General features: G+C 47.4%; 16 protein-coding genes. 11 read left to right on the top strand and 5 right to left on the bottom strand.

Annotation, left to right across the window (positions count from 1 at the left end; all coding sequences use genetic code 11):
• Positions 1-7: 7 nt before the first annotated feature.
• Together RID21_RS03965 and RID21_RS03960 are read right to left on the bottom strand one after the other, a co-directional pair.
• Entirely contained in the window at positions 8-940 is a 933-nt protein-coding gene (locus RID21_RS03965) for a hypothetical protein (RefSeq protein WP_350187273.1), read from the bottom strand.
• Positions 941-1338: 398 nt separating this feature from the next.
• Positions 1339-2154 carry a hypothetical protein gene (locus tag RID21_RS03960; protein WP_350187272.1) on the bottom strand — a complete coding sequence of 272 codons (816 nt, stop codon included), beginning with the start codon at positions 2152-2154 and terminating at the stop codon, positions 1339-1341.
• Between the two features lie 770 nt (positions 2155-2924).
• Here RID21_RS03960 and RID21_RS03955 point away from each other — a divergent pair.
• Positions 2925-4454 (top strand): hypothetical protein, encoded by a 1530-nt coding sequence (locus RID21_RS03955; protein WP_350187271.1) that lies wholly within the window; start codon positions 2925-2927, stop codon positions 4452-4454.
• Between the two features lie 421 nt (positions 4455-4875).
• Here the strand turns inward: RID21_RS03955 and RID21_RS03950 are convergent, their stop codons facing one another.
• The 3 genes from RID21_RS03950 to RID21_RS03940 all read right to left on the bottom strand — a co-directional run bounded on the left by RID21_RS03950 (position 4876) and on the right by RID21_RS03940 (position 9268).
• Entirely contained in the window at positions 4876-5592 is a 717-nt protein-coding gene (locus RID21_RS03950; RefSeq protein WP_350187270.1) for an endonuclease/exonuclease/phosphatase family protein, read from the bottom strand.
• Between the two features lie 125 nt (positions 5593-5717).
• Positions 5718-7460 carry an ATP-dependent helicase gene (locus RID21_RS03945; RefSeq protein ID WP_350187269.1) on the bottom strand — a complete coding sequence of 581 codons (1743 nt, stop codon included), beginning with the start codon at positions 7458-7460 and terminating at the stop codon, positions 5718-5720.
• On the bottom strand, positions 7460-9268 hold the full coding sequence (locus RID21_RS03940; RefSeq protein WP_350187268.1) for an ATP-dependent nuclease: 1809 nt from the start codon (positions 9266-9268) through the stop codon (positions 7460-7462). Before RID21_RS03940 ends, RID21_RS03945 begins: the two co-directional genes overlap by 1 nt.
• A gap of 424 nt (positions 9269-9692) precedes the next feature.
• Here RID21_RS03940 and RID21_RS03935 point away from each other — a divergent pair, with 424 nt between their 5' ends.
• The 10 genes from RID21_RS03935 (at position 9693) to RID21_RS03890 (ending at position 15897) form a co-directional block, all read left to right on the top strand.
• The gene (locus tag RID21_RS03935; protein ID WP_350187267.1) at positions 9693-9902 is read left to right on the top strand and encodes a hypothetical protein; all 210 of its coding nucleotides are present in this window, start codon (positions 9693-9695) and stop codon (positions 9900-9902) included.
• Positions 9865-10422 carry a hypothetical protein gene (locus tag RID21_RS03930; RefSeq protein WP_350187266.1) on the top strand — a complete coding sequence of 186 codons (558 nt, stop codon included), beginning with the start codon at positions 9865-9867 and terminating at the stop codon, positions 10420-10422. The genes RID21_RS03935 and RID21_RS03930 overlap by 38 nt, the downstream gene beginning before the upstream one ends.
• Before the next feature lie 70 nt (positions 10423-10492).
• Entirely contained in the window at positions 10493-10861 is a 369-nt protein-coding gene (locus tag RID21_RS03925) for a DUF1257 domain-containing protein (RefSeq protein ID WP_155363074.1), read from the top strand.
• Entirely contained in the window at positions 10858-11058 is a 201-nt protein-coding gene (locus RID21_RS03920) for a DUF2997 domain-containing protein (protein ID WP_350187265.1), read from the top strand. Before RID21_RS03925 ends, RID21_RS03920 begins: the two co-directional genes overlap by 4 nt.
• Entirely contained in the window at positions 11058-11285 is a 228-nt protein-coding gene (locus RID21_RS03915) for a hypothetical protein (protein ID WP_350187264.1), read from the top strand. Before RID21_RS03920 ends, RID21_RS03915 begins: the two co-directional genes overlap by 1 nt.
• Before the next feature lie 94 nt (positions 11286-11379).
• A complete protein-coding gene (locus tag RID21_RS03910) occupies positions 11380-12876 on the top strand; it encodes a Ycf46 family AAA ATPase (RefSeq protein WP_155363071.1) in 1497 nt (498 codons plus the stop codon).
• Between the two features lie 95 nt (positions 12877-12971).
• Entirely contained in the window at positions 12972-13916 is a 945-nt protein-coding gene (locus RID21_RS03905) for a hypothetical protein (protein WP_350187263.1), read from the top strand.
• 11 nt (positions 13917-13927) lie between these two features.
• A complete protein-coding gene (locus tag RID21_RS03900) occupies positions 13928-14176 on the top strand; it encodes a hypothetical protein (protein ID WP_350187262.1) in 249 nt (82 codons plus the stop codon).
• A 92-nt stretch (positions 14177-14268) separates the two neighbouring features.
• Positions 14269-14487, top strand: coding sequence for a hypothetical protein (locus RID21_RS03895; protein WP_350187261.1), 219 nt, complete (start codon positions 14269-14271; stop codon positions 14485-14487).
• Between the two features lie 66 nt (positions 14488-14553).
• The gene (locus RID21_RS03890; RefSeq protein ID WP_350187260.1) at positions 14554-15897 is read left to right on the top strand and encodes a hypothetical protein; all 1344 of its coding nucleotides are present in this window, start codon (positions 14554-14556) and stop codon (positions 15895-15897) included.
• Position 15898 lies beyond the last annotated feature (1 nt).

Below are 15898 nucleotides of genomic sequence, written 5' to 3'. Positions count from 1 at the left end.
AAGCAGCTTAATGTTGAGCGGTGTTGTACACAGACTTGTCAAAAATCAGAGATTGGCTGCCTGTTTCTAATACTAACGGGCAACCAGCGGTTCCACAGAGAATCAGTCCGGCAGCCTCTTTTTCTACTGCATCACGGAAGTCAGACCATTCATCCTCTCCATTAAGAACAGATTCAACATCATGTTGACTGCACCCACCGATGACCAGAAGTACTTTTTTCATCAGTTGGGAAGGTCCTGAAGGTGGTATGGCCTCAACCCGTTCTGACAGACCAATTTGACGTTTGATTGCTACTGTCCTTTGATAAGTATCAATCATGGTCTGGTGATGCTTTTCTATTTGTTCGCGAAATCGTTTTAATTGCTGGATGATTTCAGGGACCTGGTCGGCATCCGCTTTGAGCCTGGGGTCATGAATCATGCTGATTTTTACGAAGACCGCGGATTGGTGTTGTGTGTCATAATGACAAAGATTGAGTTTTTCAGAGGTAGGGCTACCAGTAGTCTGAAGTGGGATTTCCTGATCAATAATCACGTTAGCTGGATGGGATGCTATGTGATGGATAATCTGTGATTCGCCATGCTGGACTACAGATCGCATCTTTCGTTTGTACTCATTTAACACATCTTGACCACAGTCTCCTAAGTTTTGTGGTTCCAGATTGTTTTCAAACCGTAATCCTTGAGCATTACCAGAAAAACGGAGGTATTCTGAACCATCGGTGGTATGTACTGGCACGTATTTGAAGTGGACATCTCCGATGAAAGTATCGCCTGACGGGGAGAGATTTCGAATCAGGGCAGCCCCGCGATAATACACAGTGACTGTATTGTCTCGTATTTCAGGGTGAAGTTCTGGATCGTTGATAATTGAAGACCAATATTCTGGGAGAGATTCTCCCCACGTGATCCATTTATCAGGTAAGTTGCTTCTTAACATAACAGCTCCTTTTAATGACAAGCGATGTTCCAGAAAATGGTTTCAACATCACTTCAGGAAAATCACTTTTCAAAGTTGAAATCTTTCGGAGCTATTAAGGTAACAACTCATTGTCGCAAGGGTGGGACCGTCAAGATCATCGACGGCAAGAACTGTACTACCCACCAATTCAGGCCAACTATACCAACTCTGGTAATAGGCCGAACTGTCGGAATTGATCTGCAGCGTTTTTCGGAATTATATATCTCACATGTTTTGGGCGTCATCACTTCAAAAGCAAACTTGATGTCTTTCATGTCTTTTGAAAAGACCTTATGCCCTCTTCGTTTATACCTAAGGTCCAAAAAAATGATTTACAGGAGCCTGTAATGGCTCACTAAAATGAAAGTAGGGTGTTTTTATAATGGTCTCCTGCCATTTACGGCGGTCAGTACTTCTTTTCGGTGTTCATCATCAGCTTGTCTTGTAGGGTCCCATTGGAAATTGTCAGGGAATACCTCAAACTGGAATGTTGTGAGGTTCATACCAGAATCCATAAGTTGCTTAGCTGAGAATTCCGCAAGTCCATCATTGATTCTATTCCCGAAATTCCTTAACCATTCAGTCTGTTCATCGAAACGATTGTAATAAGCTGCCGGAGCAAGGACGCGGAGTTGAATTTCATCAGCACTAAGCAGCGGTGTTTGTAGATTCTGTGTCTCAAGTTCCTCTGAATGTGTGCGAAAGAATGCATTAGTAAGACCATATTTCAGAATTTGAATTGCTGCAGACAGTGGTGTATTTGAGTCTACTTTCAGTTCAATAAGTTGAATCGTATTGCCTTCTCTATACGCTAGATCAACAGAGCGATTAGAATTTTCAAGGAGCCCTGAATCGACGGGGATTTGATTCACCCAATTCTCATTATTCAAGACAGTGATCATTGTGCGTTCTAAAGTTACTTCGTGAGTGTAATTATTTTTACCCAAAACAAGACATTGTGTAAAACGCCAGTTTTCATCTGATGTATTCTGCGGGCTCCCACCAAGTTCCCAGTTTTCAACCATTCGAGCATAAAGTGCTTTAATGAGTCTAACTCCATCAGGCAAATTGTTGTCATTCATCCGATTGAGTGTTTCTTGATGTTTATACTGGAGTGGTGTTTTTCTAAATGTACCATTGATACTTAGTTCCTGATCAACAAGAACATCACATTCATTATCCCAGAGTGGCATGTCAATAAAACTCCTTTTCGTTAGTGAGTTGTCAAAGTTATGATATTGCAACCATTCTTAATGACAGTGTGACTTTATTAGCCTCTCAATGCTATTTGACACTTTGGATCATAACTAGCCAGTACACAAAATGGTACTCGTAGTACGTGGGGACTTCGCGGGAATCCTGTTGACCGATGAGGTGGTCGAGTTACTGGATCTTTGGTAGCTCTTCGATAGCGAAAAGCAAATCGCGGTTCTCGACTTCGCTGTGCTGTTTGTCATGACGTCCCCGTCATCTTATTTGTGCGAGTTTTGGATACCCACTGGCACAAACCGAGCGAGATCTTGCTTACCTGATGACTCGCTGGCCGGAGCTGCCGTAGCACGTCCGCCAAGCAATTATTACTCTGGTGAGATCGGTGGATTCAACCACTACACCGCCAAACTGAAAGGGAAGATCATCACTCCTGTAGTCTGCTGGCACTTTTCGGGCTTGACGTCAAAAACCAGACGCGGTATCAGCAGAGAGGCTTTGGATGCACACCAAGCCGATCGCTGAGTTGTGACAGATTTGCTTAGGATCAATCGGCTGAGAATAAGATTATTCGGTTTTCGGATGTAAGGAATCTCTTGCATCTAACCGTCGGTGGAGATTTTTGACCCTACGGGGTTGGTGAGGTTTGTGCCGCGAGCTTGTATGATCTTTTTAAGTTATTCGCAATCTGAGCTAATCCGCTAGCGTCCTACGAATATTATTGCAGATTCAACGAACTTTCAGGATGGTTTCCATGATGAAAAGCATTGAAGAAGAAATCCTTGAGGTATTTGTTACCTCTGCTCGTCAAACGGAACACAAAGCGAGAAACGCGAAAGTTGCGTTAGCTTACTACGGATTTTCCAATGACATTTTGCCAACATTGGAATTTATCTCGGAGAAGTACTCAATTGGTACTAGGGAGAGGGTTAGGCAGATCCTCGAAGAATTTTTTACAACGAACTCGAGAATCAAGCAGATAGATGGCATTCAAGGTGCTGCAAAACTTGTTTCGTCTAAACCCGTTTCTTTCTGGTCTGAAATGAAATCGGCACTTTGTAAATTTGGTTTCATACCTCAATATTACTTGGCTGCTCATTTGCATGTCCTACTAAAGGATTTAGGCATGTGCGAGGAATTCGAGCTCTACACGCCAACGGGTGAAAAAGTTGCCCGTTCGAATGCAGCGAAATTCGAACAGTTTCTGTTTGTCCACAAGGATGTGAAAAAAAATGTGATGAGAGATATCATCAAATTGCGAAATTTCCCATCTAGACACGGTATGATTACCTTGGATGCACTCGAGCTTACACATTTCAATGATCAGGAAATAAAGCGTCTAATCAACGGGATTCCTGAGTCTTGGCAATGTCTTCACGAGAATCAGACATGGTTTCTTTTTGAAGATAGAGACAACCGTTTGATCAATCTAATGGAGAAGGCATACTGTACCGGTTCAAGTTGCGAGATTGAACGTCTTGCCGAGACACTTGAAAACGGATTGCGGAGCCGGTCTTCTAAACTACCTTTCCCACCAGTTGCCGTTATTCAACAGTTTCTCAGGTCTTCAAAGTTGACCCGAGTTCAAAATGAATTTGTGACCTTTCATGGTGAGAAAGGCACGCTTTCGGATATTGAAAACGAGTGTATTCATTTTTTCGATTCAATTGATCGAGAACCAGTCGATTCGCCAAAGTTGAAGAGGCATCTGAAATCCTTGGAATACGGTGATCCGCTGATCAATAAAACCGTGCACAACTCGCCTCTAATCCACATTGATAAAACAGGTGGCAGAAAGACCTACCAATTTTCGCTCGTCTGCAATAAAGATGATGATTCTACAGGTAATCAAAAAGACGATCGCTATCAGGAATTCGTTAACAGGCTGAAAGACATTGCGGAATTGGGAACAGATGCCGAACATGAAGCGAACCGGCGGCGAGAGCAGGATCTATTACGAGAATGGATCTTTGGAGACAAACTGTGTGAATCTTGTGCAATCTGCGGCAAGGAATTCGAATCGGCCGCTCTGCGAACCGCCCACAAAAAGAAACGTAGCGAGTGTTCCGAAGCAGAACGAATCGACCCATACGTTGTCATGCCAATTTGTTTATTTGGATGCGACTATTTGTATGAAAACAAATTCGTGACTATTCGAGAGGGAAAAGTAGCCACGGGTCCGGAGGAGCCGCTTTCTTCTGCCAGCAAGGAGGCGATTAGTCAGATAGTCGGACGCGAAGTCGAAGGACGCTGGATCGCTGGCAAGTCGGACTATTTTCATTAACCACTGCGGCCATTGGCCAACTCCATCAGACCAATGCACCGAGACCCGCCCCAGAGACGTGAGCTTGAACCGCGACACGAAACCCCTCTCCTTCGATTATCTGTGCAACGAATTCGTGCAGACATTGATTCAGTACGGTGTTCATACAGGTGTGGAACATTAGCAAGCTGATAGCTGATAGCGAGTGATGTGTTTGCCACCGCAATGCATTCATAGGTTTACTGCAGTTGGAAATGTACAATACCGACTACTTGACCCCGGATTCTCTACCTCAGGTTACATTCTCATTGGTAAATTGGTATCAATCTGAATCGCTCAAGTATTATTCAGAAGTTCCACAGAAATAGCGGGTTTTGTATTTAGGTTATACTGACTCCTAACGTGCTCCCGCGAATGAAACCCGTCGCATGTGGGGGACACATTATTCTCTTTTCAACTTAGATGGTTTAATGAAACCAGCGATTCCAAAGTGATCAGATAACCTGTCTCCCTCTGTGGTCTCCCGGTCCAATACGGTCAGATCATGTACCTGTAGGTCTTCCGAGGTTGCGATGTGGTCAATCAGCTGGACTCCTTCTGGTCCCAGATTGCCTACGGTGTGGACCGTCAGACCGGAAGAAAGTAAATCGTTCAGTTTTTCATAGGCATATTTGGGCTGTGTTGATCGGGGCAGACGCTGGTTGTAATCCCCAATGATCGTCAGGGGGATATTATGATCCAGTTCTTTTACCAACTGCTTTAACGCATCCAGGTAGAGAAGATGATCTTCCCAGTTTTTCCGATCCTTTCGGCCCCCAGTGACATGGGCGGCACTCCAGGGAATGCAGACTCCCACCAGACGAATTCCCTGCGTTATACCACTGACGATCCGTCCTGAAGGAAAATCAAGATTTTCATGTATCGAAACTTCACTCCAGGGCAGTTTACTCCAAAGGATGACTTTACGCCGACCTGGTTTGAGTGGATATCCGTAGTCGGGAGCGGATTCGATTACGTGGCCTTGCTGGGGCAGTAACCCTGTCTTGGCTTCCGTCAGGCAGATCACATCAGGCAGCTGTTGTTGAATTCGTTCAGAAAGCAGTAGCCAACGCTTCGAACCAGGGACCGCCCATGCGGTATTCCAGACGACAATTTTCATGATCTGCTCGCCCATTCCATGTTGTATATCTAATTGATTTGTCAGAGTTCTTGTTTCAACTCTTGCTCGAAGTACTTTTCGCTACTTTCGAAGAGGTGAGAAGGATATGAATGGGGTTTTGAGAATTAAAACAGATCAATTTCAGCTAGGTAGCGACTGGGGCTCCTCCAATCTTCTCTGGTGGAGATCATTAGTAAACGCTTAGCTCGCGTTATCGAAACGTAAAATAAACGACGTCCCTCGTCTAGCCCATCCTGAGTCAGGGGATTATAGGAATTGTGATAGGGAGTCATACCATCTAAAGCTGAAATCAATGCTACAGCCATAAATTCTCGTCCTTTGGCACTATGCATAGTCATCATTTTAATGCTGTCCTTTGGATTCGCAAACATCCCGAGATCTTTGAGGGTAAGGTTTTCTAAATCAATATCATTTTTCTCCATATCCCTTAAAATATCTACAGTAGATTCATGCATGAGATGGGCTGTGGAAGAGGGGATAAGTTCTTCGTCAATTAAAATTTTAGCCATGCTCTGAGAAGCCGCTAATAACCAATCGCGAGCACCTTCATATTTTTCCTTAAGTCGTAGTGCTTCATAAAAAAGTTTGAATAGTACTTTACGTCCGTCATAAGAGAAAATACTAAATATGGGTTTTCCAGTAATTTGTTGTACTAAAAAAAACAGTTCTTTTTCTGCTGGAGAAATGCTGTCTGGAGAAGGAGCTTCCGCATAGGCACACAACTGTTCCGCCATTGAGGCGAAAAGATGACGCTTCCGATATGGCCTAGCTCCAGGTCCAACTATTGGTAATGGAAAGTGCCGAAGTTCTCTGGCTAGTTTTAATAATTCATACCACGTAGGAGCTAGGATCGCCACTTCTCCAAAAGGAATACCTAATTCTTCTACTTGAGGTATCAAGCCTTCTGTGATTGCTAGAAAGTTATTTTCAAAATGCTCATAAGAAGGGGCTTCGGTGAATACATTTGCCCGGCCTGCGGCGAACATTGCAGGGGTACGTGGAATCAATAACTCGGCACAATCGACAACTGGTGTACTTGATCGAAAATTTCCTGTAAGAGAAAAATTGGTGGCCCCGATTGATTCTGAAAACTCCTGCATCAAATCAGGCTCAGCACCTGCAAAGCTATATATAGATTGCTCTGGGTCACCTACCAAAAAAAAATCAGACTTGTCTTGGTTATAAATCAAGGTGAGAATCTTGACTTGAAGAGCAGAGGTGTCTTGAAATTCATCAACCAAAATGAATTTGAATCGTGAAGCAAGATTTGAGACTAAACTTGGGTTGTCTCTGAGAATACAGTACGAGTGATAGATGATATTGCAAAAGTCTATCAATCCTTTGCTCTCTAAAAGATCCCAGAATTCAAGGGCTGCGTCCTCAGGTATTCCGGATGGGACCATAGGTGTACCATCTGGCTTGCGATTCAAAGAATCAAATATCGTTCTCCCAAAGTCGCTGATTTTATGTTTTTTAGCAATTGCGAGAACTAGATCTTTATATTCTTCTGAATCTGGATGAAGAACTTTAAAACCATCCTTGTAAGTCTCAATTCGCCAATGATGATATCGTAAGATGTTATTTAGACAAAAAGAATGAATTGTTGAGACATCACAATATTCATCATCACCAATTGAACCAAATTCTTTAATTCGGTTTTCGATTTCATGCACTGCTGCATTGGTGTAAGTTATGCATGCGATTCTCCTCGGAGTATCACGAAGCTGGTCAATACATCTTATCAGTTTGGCAATTATAGTTCGTGTCTTGCCACTTCCAGGGCATGCTTCTAATACTACATTCCCTTTGTGATCAAGGGCCGCTCGTTGTTCTGGTGTTAGCTTCATTATTCCAGTAACCACTCAATGGCTTTTTGAATATAGAACGGCATTGTTTTTGCTAAATTAACATGTTTTGATGCAGTTTGTGCGAATCGAGCTTTTCCATAATCGTTTGCAGAATTGAGAACAATCTCCCGCAATCTTAATAAAGTGTTTTTATATGTATCCTCATCTGTTTCTTCGGCACTTAGTGTGGCGATACCCTCTTTGAACCATTTTAATCTAGTTGAAAAATTGCATTCTTCTATGGTTTTCTCAAAAACTTCTAAATTATCAGGATGTGTTATTGCTCTCTCAAAAGTTACTGGGCATTCATAAACTTGCAGATAATCATTTTCCTCTACATTGACAGAATATTCTAAAAGGAAATAATCTTCGGGGAGTTCTTTGGGGACCTCTTCAACTGCTAAGTCTCCATCACAAATGATCGCACATTTCTTCCGAATTGCATTCCCGCCAAATAGCTTCGCGTATGTTTCAAAATGTTTTCCATAGATTGGAACTACAGCTATTCCATGGCTATCGAGATCTATTCCCATTAAATGTTTGACAAGTACTGGGATTAGAAAAAGTTCTGCAGGACCTTCAACCAACAAGACTTTTCTTGCATAAAGAAGTGTGGATCTTGTGGCATCAAGAAACCGATTTAAATCTCCAGTTTCTTTTTCAGTTAATTCTGATGCATGCTTAGGGACAACTCCTGAAGTTGCAGACGTTCCATCATTGGATAATGTGATGAAAGATTCAATTGGAGCGTGTGAGCTTATGTGTGTGCTATGTGTTGTCAAAAAAACTTGGCAGTTTTTGTTTTTTAGTGTGTTATAAAGCACACGTTGTAACTGAGGATGTAAATGTGCTTCTGGTTCTTCGATTAAAAGAAGTTGCCCAGCTGCGGATTCGCTTGATGCACGATTCTCAAAATACTTCAGTAGCATGCTTATATAAAGAAGGTTATTGAGACCGAGTCCATTTCGAGATACTTCAAAATCCTTTATTGATTCATTTGACAAGAGGACATTTAAAGATCTTGCTATTGATGAAAATGAAGGATCTGACATTCCAAGTTTGAGTCCCATCTTGAAAGCTTCTCCTGCGGCACTTTCAAAAGACTCTCTAATGCTCTCACCTGTTTTGTGAATTGTTGGTTGTTTTTCTATGTCCTCATTAGCTACTCTTAGAATTTCGACTAAGTTATCCTTTTCTTCATCGGCGATATCACTTGAATTGAGCAGACGTCCTAAAGGGGAATCGAATGATTGACGTAGACTTTGAGTCACATCTCTAAGAGCACGTAAGAATTCAACTTTAAACGCTTGCAATTCTCCGAACTTAAGTGCCGTTCCAAGTTGTTCATTCCATTCAACGGTTTTTGGGTCTTTGTCACCACCCCCAGTAATTTCATAATGATAATCTTCTGTTATGGAAAGGGGATGGTCATCAAATTCTCCATGTTCTATTTCATCAAGGATGGCTGATTTAGGACGGTAACGATAATGGATGCGAGCAACATTTCTTTCTACTTCACAACATCCCAATAATGCTTCTTCATTTACTTTTCCTGCGTAATCCCTGAACTCAATAGATACGACAATCTGATCTGGCTTTGATAAATCGGCTCCACAATGAATATCGTGCTCCTGCAGTTGGCGATTCTGGGATGACATATTGGCATCTATCGCTAGTCGGATTGCTCTCAGAAGATTAGTTTTGCCGGTGTTGTTTTCGCCAATAATGCACGTGACACCGTCCTGGAGCTGAACATCAAGTTTTGAAAAATTGCGATAGTTTCGGACAACGATTCGGGAAATGTACATTTAACTTTTCTCAGGTCTTTGGCTCTTCAGGAGCAAGTTGTGGGCCGTTATTAAGATTCAGCGTTTTTGCTCGGGCGTGATGGCATTGTTTGTATAGTAGACCTGTGTTTAAATGCACTGTCAAGCCATCGCAGTTTAAGGCTTTTATCAGGATGAATGGCCGAAGAGTGTTTGGAAGCGTATCTTAGTATTAGATTGATTACAGCTTGGCAGACAGTGGAGATGCCGGCAACCAAACATGGGGGTAGTGTAAAAGGACCTAAATTCAGAACCAATCGGTGTCACTATTCTATGAAGGGGAAACTTAGCTCTTCCAACCTCTCAATTTCACTGTCACAGCCCCGTCTTTCGGTCATCTTACTACGAGATGCTCGGAGGGCGGGGCTTTTTTCGTTTTCGCAAATCTGATTCATAAGGAGATTTCATGACTTTCGCTCTTATTGCGGCCAGCAGCGTGCTGGTCGTGTTGCTGACCTTTGTCTGGGCCAGGGAGTTTCGACTGCGGTGTGCTCTGCAGTCGCTCCTGGCCCGCATCTTTAACCAGCGGAGAAATACCCATGAAGCAACTGAACCGGATCCGAAGCATCACAATGCTCATGACCGTGCTTATTCCGGGGACGATCGCCGGATGTAGCAGGGCACCGGCTGAACAACTGGCTGAATTCGCTCAGCAGACGATGACGGAGCAGGGCCGTCAGAACCAACGAATGGCTGACCAGTCGGAAGCAATCGTTGAAGAAAGCCACCAACTCGCGGAAGCCGCGAAGGAACTGGTTGAACGGGACGCAGAAGCCCGTCGGGATCTGATTTCAGCCCAGCAGGAACTGACTTCGCAGCTCAACGAGCAGCAGTCAGCGATTTACACAGGCCATGATCAGCTGGAACAGGATCGTCGCGAAATTGCTGAGCAACGGAATCGCGATCCCATTATCGCCACGGTCATTCAGAACATCGGCCTGGTAATCGCCTGTCTTTTGCCACTGCTAGTAGCCGTCCAGGTGATCTGGCAGATGCAGTCACAGGAACCGGATCATGCCGCGGTTGCTGAGCTGCTGACACTGGATTTGACCAGTGATGAACCACTTCTGCTTCCCGGCCCACGTCTGCATCAAGGTACGCTGGCCCAGGAAGACGAGAAAACACTGTCGTCGTAACTATTGCCGTCTAATCCAATGATGTCGATCCGCTTTTTAAATCAGCATTCAACATAAGGAGAACCAATCCATGAGCCATATTGTAGAAATCAAAACCGAAGTCCGGGACGAGACAGCCATCAGTGCTGCCTGCCAACGTCTAAAACTGGAAGCACCCACGCAGGGGACGGCTAAGCTCTTCAGCGACACTGCCACCGGTACGATCGTCAAGCTGCCTGGCTGGCGATATCCGGCTGTGTTCGATACACAGTCCGGTCAGGCCCGCTTCGACAACTACGAAGGTCGTTGGGGCGAACAGAGGCAACTAGATCGCTTCCTGCAAGGGTATGCCGTTGAAAAGACGAAAATTGAAGCTCGCAAGAAGGGGCATACCGTTACGGAGCAGTCACAGGCTGACGGTTCCATCAAGTTGACCGTTTCAGTGGGAGGTGCCGCATGAGTAATCGCACCATCGAGATTATCGTTGAAACCAACGGTTCCACGCGTGTCCAAACCAGGGGCTTTACAGGTTCGGCCTGCATCGACGCCAGCCGGTTCATTGAGGAAGCTCTGGGAAAACAGACCCGCGAACATAAAACGCCGGAGTTCTTTCAGGTTGTCGATGAACGGCACCGTCTTCAGGAAGGAGGTGGCTGATGGCCAAGGTCCGTCGACAGATCCAGCGGCAGCCCCGAGAGGATCCGGTAGTCGAAGCACGTCGTATTTCCCGTATTCGTAAGAAGCATGCAGACCTGACCAAAGAGCAGGAGGCCCTCAGTCGCTGGATGACACGCCTGAAGCGTGCCTTCCACAAGGTAGAGAAGCTTCAGGAGCGGATCGCCCGCATGGAACGCCAGTTGGCCGACCTGGAGGATCGTACCTGACAGGCTGGCTCTACACATCCAAAATCGAATTGTTTTATCAACGCCCCGGTTTCAGCTGGGGCTTTTTCATTTACAGACTTAAAAAGGAGTCGCTATGCCGACAGTCACTTCATTAACCCAGAAACTGGCCGAACATGTCGCGGCATGTTTCCCGGGACTGTGGATTCAGTCCCATGAGCACCAGGATGCATTAACAGAAATTGCTCAACTCTGCCATGATTCAGAGTGGCAGCTGGCCACCTGGGACATCGACACGGGACTCAGCGTCCCCGGCCAGACAGAGCAGGGCGGAAGTAGTAATGATCCGCTAACCGCCATCAAGGCGATCAATGCTCTGGCCACACCTGAAGGAACGGCCATTCTCGTGCTGCAGAACTTTCACCGGTTCCTGCAGTCCGCAGAAGTTGTCCAGGCGTTGTCTCAGCAGATCAACACGGGAAAGCAAAACAGGGCGATTGTGATCGTGCTGTCGCCTGTGGTGCAAATCCCCACCGAGCTGGAACGCATGTTTGTCGCGATGGAGCACGATCTCCCCGACCGGCAGGAGCTGGAAGAAATCGCTCGTGGGATTGCCACCGAAGACGGGGAACTGCCTGCAGAAGCTGAGTTACAGGTGATTCTTGATGCGGCAGCCGGACTCACTCGGATGGAAGCGGAGAATGCGTTCAGCCTGTCACTGGTTCGGGATGGGAGAATCACAGGCGACGCAGTCTGGGAGCTGAAGACCCAAACGCTAAAGAAAAGCGGTCTGCTTTCGCTGTACCGCAGCGACGATGATTTCAGCAGCCTGGGAGGCCTGGCGGCCCTCAAGGCGTTCTGTAAACGGGCCATGCTGCACCCGCAGCGTGGGAATCCGTTGAAACGCCCGCGTGGGGTTCTGCTGTTGTCCCCACCTGGTTGTGGCAAGTCCCAGTTCTGCAAAGCACTCGGCAGGGAGGTGGGTCGTCCTGTGCTCAATCTCGACATTGGCAGCCTGATGGGGTCGCTTGTGGGGCAGTCAGAGGAACGCACTCGGGAGGCCCTGAAAGTCATTGATGCGATGGCTCCCTGTATTGCCATGATCGACGAAGTCGAGAAGGCCTTTGCCGGTATGAACGGCAGTGGCGACTCCGGAGTCGCATCAAGAATGTTTGGAACGTTCCTGTCGTGGCTGAACGACCACCAGTCCGACGTGTTCGTGGTCTGCACCGCCAATGACGTCTCCAAGTTGCCCCCGGAGTTCAGTCGGAGTGAACGTTTTGACGGGGTGTTCTTCCTGGATCTCCCCGATCGTGAGGAGAAAGACGCGATCTGGGCACTCTACCGGGATCTGTTCGAGATCGACTCGGACCAGTCTGCTCCAGATGACACCGACTGGACCGGTGCGGAAATCAAGTCCTGCTGCCGCCTGGCAGCCTTGCTTGATCTGCCTCTGCGTCAAGCCGCTCAGAACGTGGTTCCCGTCGCAGTCACCGCTGCAGAGTCAGTGGGACGATTACGGACCTGGGCCAGCGGGCGGTGTCTGTCGGCCAGTCAGTCCGGCATCTACCGTCAGAAGGGGAAGGCGTCCCGGTCCCGTCGCAGTGTGAAGCGTGATGCTTCGAACAACTGATTTGCTGAAATTTTAAATTCCGGATTTTAAATCAGGCTGGGTGGTGTCCCGCGGGGAAGTCGTCCAGCCAGTTTCATTTCAGAGGAGTAACCAATATGTCCAGTGTTTTAGATGAACCTGTCACACAGGCTTCGACGTCTGCCAGTGGTCGACTTCGATCAGCCATGGCCGCAGCCCGATTGAGCTTCAACTGGCTGGGAGTCCGTAAGTCTCTGAGCTCGTCTCAGAAAGACCAGGCCGCCAATTCGTTTGGTGCCGAAGGGAAATTCCTTTCAGCGGGGAAGAAGCTGCTGGATACGCGTCATGCGGCGTTCAAGGCGGTCACAGCCATTCGCGGTCGCACAGTCGCGTACTGGAAAGGGGTTTCACTGCCTTTTCCTGAACCGGGCATTCGCCTGATCCGTCAGGATGCCATTTCTGATTTCGATCAGCAGATCGCCGCTTTCTGTGATGAACTGGATGAAGCGGTGTATGAACTGGATCGTCACTATGATGAGTTGCGGAGTGCGGCCCGGAAACGGCTGGGAGATTTGTTTAATCCAGACGATTATCCGCCGTCGCTGATCGGGATGTTTGCGATCGAACATGATTACCCGTCAGTAGAACCACCGAATTATCTGCTACAGCTCAATCCCGAACTGTATGAGCAGGAGTGCCAGCGGGTGCAGTCCCGGTTTGACGAGGCGGTGCAGCTGGCCGAGCAGGCGTTTTTAAGCGAGCTGACGCAGATGGTGGAGCATCTGACAGAACGCCTCAGTGGACGGCAGGATGGAAAGCCTAAGGTCTTTCGCGATTCGGCAGTGACCAATCTGACCGAGTTCTTTGATCGGTTTCGCAGTCTCAATATCCGGTCGAACGAACAGCTGGATGAACTGGTGGAGAACGCCCAGCGTGTGATTACAGGCGTTGACCCACAACAGTTGCGTAACAGTCAGGCTTTAAGGGAGCAGGTTGCGTCACAGATGTCTGTGGTTCAATCCGGCCTGGATCAGTTACTGGTGGACCGTCCCCGCCGAAACATCCAGCGACGTCCACGTTAAAGGAGGAGCTGATGCAATTATTGATCAAACCGGACGGCGGTGTTCGCTGTCTGTATGACGAAATGCTCGATTTGCAGGGACTCGGCCAGCTGCAGATCGAACGTGGTTCGCATGTCGAACCCGATGCAGACGGGCAATGGACGGCCGATTTATCGCCTGTCGCAGGACCACTGCTAGGGCCGTTCCCCAATCGCAGTGCTGCATTGGATGCGGAACGAGACTGGCTGGAAGCACACTGGCTACCAGCTGTCCATACATGAAGTGAACTTATTTTTGTGCCCTTTGGGGCGGTGTGAATTCACGCTGCTCCGAGGGGGCAGCGTTTTCTCAAACTTAACAGGAGTAAACGCAAATGACACAAACTCAACTCGACCAGCAGGTCGCTGATGCTACGGGAGAAGATTTATGGGAAGTTCGGTTTCGTGGATTCAGCCTGGCGGATCCCATGACCGTCAGTTTCGATCCCGAACCCTGTGACCTGCCGCCGCAGATCCTGGACTGGGACCAGGCAGATCTGGAGCGGAATGTCGCTTTCTTTCATCAACCTGGCATTATCAACGCTTTTGTATAGCAGTTTCCCTGCCGATCCGGTGACAGCCACCGGATCGACATTTTTTCTGATCACACAGGAGAAACGATGATTACAATATCCCGTTCTTTAATACGTGAGTTAAAAACTGTTTTTAGTCGCGGTCTGGGGATCACCAGTCGTCAAACTGGTCCGCCAGTCGAGTTTCTGGTTGATCAGCATGGTCTGCAGATTCGGACCCGAAACCAGCAGATCGCGTTGGAATATCGACTTCCACTCGAAGGACTGGAGGGCCAGCAGATTGTCTCACCTTTCGGTCTGTTACGGTGCTGTCATGGTGTGAAGTCAGATCAGGTTCAACTGCAGGTTGAAAACGATAAGATCCGTGCGGAGTGGCAGGATGCAGGTATTCCGCAGTCAATTGAGTATCCAGTAGTCGAATGCGAGGGATTCCCGGAACTTCCCGATCAGCTCGAATGTAATGAATCCAGGCTGATGGTTGCTTTGGGAGATGCCTGTGAAACGGCGACTACTGATTCGGCACGGTATGCTCTGGATCATCTGCAGCTGCGGGGCTCTACAGGGCAGGTGATCGGCACAGATGGCAGGCAGCTGTTGATTCAGGATGGTTTCCAGTTTCCCTGGGAAGGGGAGCTCCTGGTCCCTGCAAATCGCTTGCTTTGTAGTCGGGAATTGCGACGCGGTAAGTCGATTGAGGTTGGCAATACTTATGAGTGGGTGACCCTGAGGTCAGGACCGTGGACCATCTGGCTGAAGATTAACGAAAAGGGACGTTTTCCCGATGTGCTGGAGCTGATCAATAAACGGCCAGAAACGGTGGCCACTCTACAAGTTCCGGATAAGGATGCGGAATTTATCTGCTCAGCCTTGAAGCCGAAACCATTTCACCAGGGGGATGCTGATAAAGTGACCCTGGACCTGAATGGAGAGGTCACGGTACGTGCCCGGGAAGGGGGGCAGGAGCAGCAGCGAGACTTTGTTCTATGTCGCTCTGAACGATCCGGTGAAAGTCTCCGGATCAATACGAGTCGAGATTATTTCAGACGTGCTCTGCAGTTGGGATTTCGGGAGATCAATCTGAGTGGACCCGATACGCCCGCTTCCTGCAGGGAAGGGGACCGTACCTATGTCTGGGCTCTCCTGACTCAGGCGGAAGCTGTGCAGCCGCAGTCTGATGCTATACGCATTGAGTCCACATCGGTGTCTCAGCAGCCCGCCCAGACTCGATCGAGTCCACGGTATGTTACTGAACAGGGACGTTCTGGTCAGAAACCGGATATCGTTACAGATCAGGTTTTAACTCAAATGAAGACGCTCTGTGGTGGTTTAACAGAAACAGTTTCACACATACGTGACTTGATGTCCCAACTCCGTGAACAGAACCACGACTGGAGTCGTAGCCTGAATTCTGATCAGAGTGTCAGTACCTGAG

The organism is Gimesia sp. (assembly GCF_040219335.1).
Lineage (GTDB): Bacteria > Planctomycetota > Planctomycetia > Planctomycetales > Planctomycetaceae > Gimesia.
This window is presented reverse-complemented; position numbering and strand designations above follow the sequence as displayed.

Coding starts and splice junctions, on each gene's coding strand:
- RID21_RS03965 (WP_350187273.1), bottom strand. CDS start 940: ATGTTAAGAAGCAACTTACCTGATAAATGGATCACGTGGGGAGAATCT.
- RID21_RS03960 (WP_350187272.1), bottom strand. CDS start 2,154: ATGCCACTCTGGGATAATGAATGTGATGTTCTTGTTGATCAGGAACTA.
- RID21_RS03955 (WP_350187271.1), top strand. CDS start 2,925: ATGATGAAAAGCATTGAAGAAGAAATCCTTGAGGTATTTGTTACCTCT.
- RID21_RS03950 (WP_350187270.1), bottom strand. CDS start 5,592: ATGAAAATTGTCGTCTGGAATACCGCATGGGCGGTCCCTGGTTCGAAG.
- RID21_RS03945 (WP_350187269.1), bottom strand. CDS start 7,460: ATGAAGCTAACACCAGAACAACGAGCGGCCCTTGATCACAAAGGGAAT.
- RID21_RS03940 (WP_350187268.1), bottom strand. CDS start 9,268: ATGTACATTTCCCGAATCGTTGTCCGAAACTATCGCAATTTTTCAAAA.
- RID21_RS03935 (WP_350187267.1), top strand. CDS start 9,693: ATGACTTTCGCTCTTATTGCGGCCAGCAGCGTGCTGGTCGTGTTGCTG.
- RID21_RS03930 (WP_350187266.1), top strand. CDS start 9,865: ATGACCGTGCTTATTCCGGGGACGATCGCCGGATGTAGCAGGGCACCG.
- RID21_RS03925 (WP_155363074.1), top strand. CDS start 10,493: ATGAGCCATATTGTAGAAATCAAAACCGAAGTCCGGGACGAGACAGCC.
- RID21_RS03920 (WP_350187265.1), top strand. CDS start 10,858: ATGAGTAATCGCACCATCGAGATTATCGTTGAAACCAACGGTTCCACG.
- RID21_RS03915 (WP_350187264.1), top strand. CDS start 11,058: ATGGCCAAGGTCCGTCGACAGATCCAGCGGCAGCCCCGAGAGGATCCG.
- RID21_RS03910 (WP_155363071.1), top strand. CDS start 11,380: ATGCCGACAGTCACTTCATTAACCCAGAAACTGGCCGAACATGTCGCG.
- RID21_RS03905 (WP_350187263.1), top strand. CDS start 12,972: ATGTCCAGTGTTTTAGATGAACCTGTCACACAGGCTTCGACGTCTGCC.
- RID21_RS03900 (WP_350187262.1), top strand. CDS start 13,928: ATGCAATTATTGATCAAACCGGACGGCGGTGTTCGCTGTCTGTATGAC.
- RID21_RS03895 (WP_350187261.1), top strand. CDS start 14,269: ATGACACAAACTCAACTCGACCAGCAGGTCGCTGATGCTACGGGAGAA.
- RID21_RS03890 (WP_350187260.1), top strand. CDS start 14,554: ATGATTACAATATCCCGTTCTTTAATACGTGAGTTAAAAACTGTTTTT.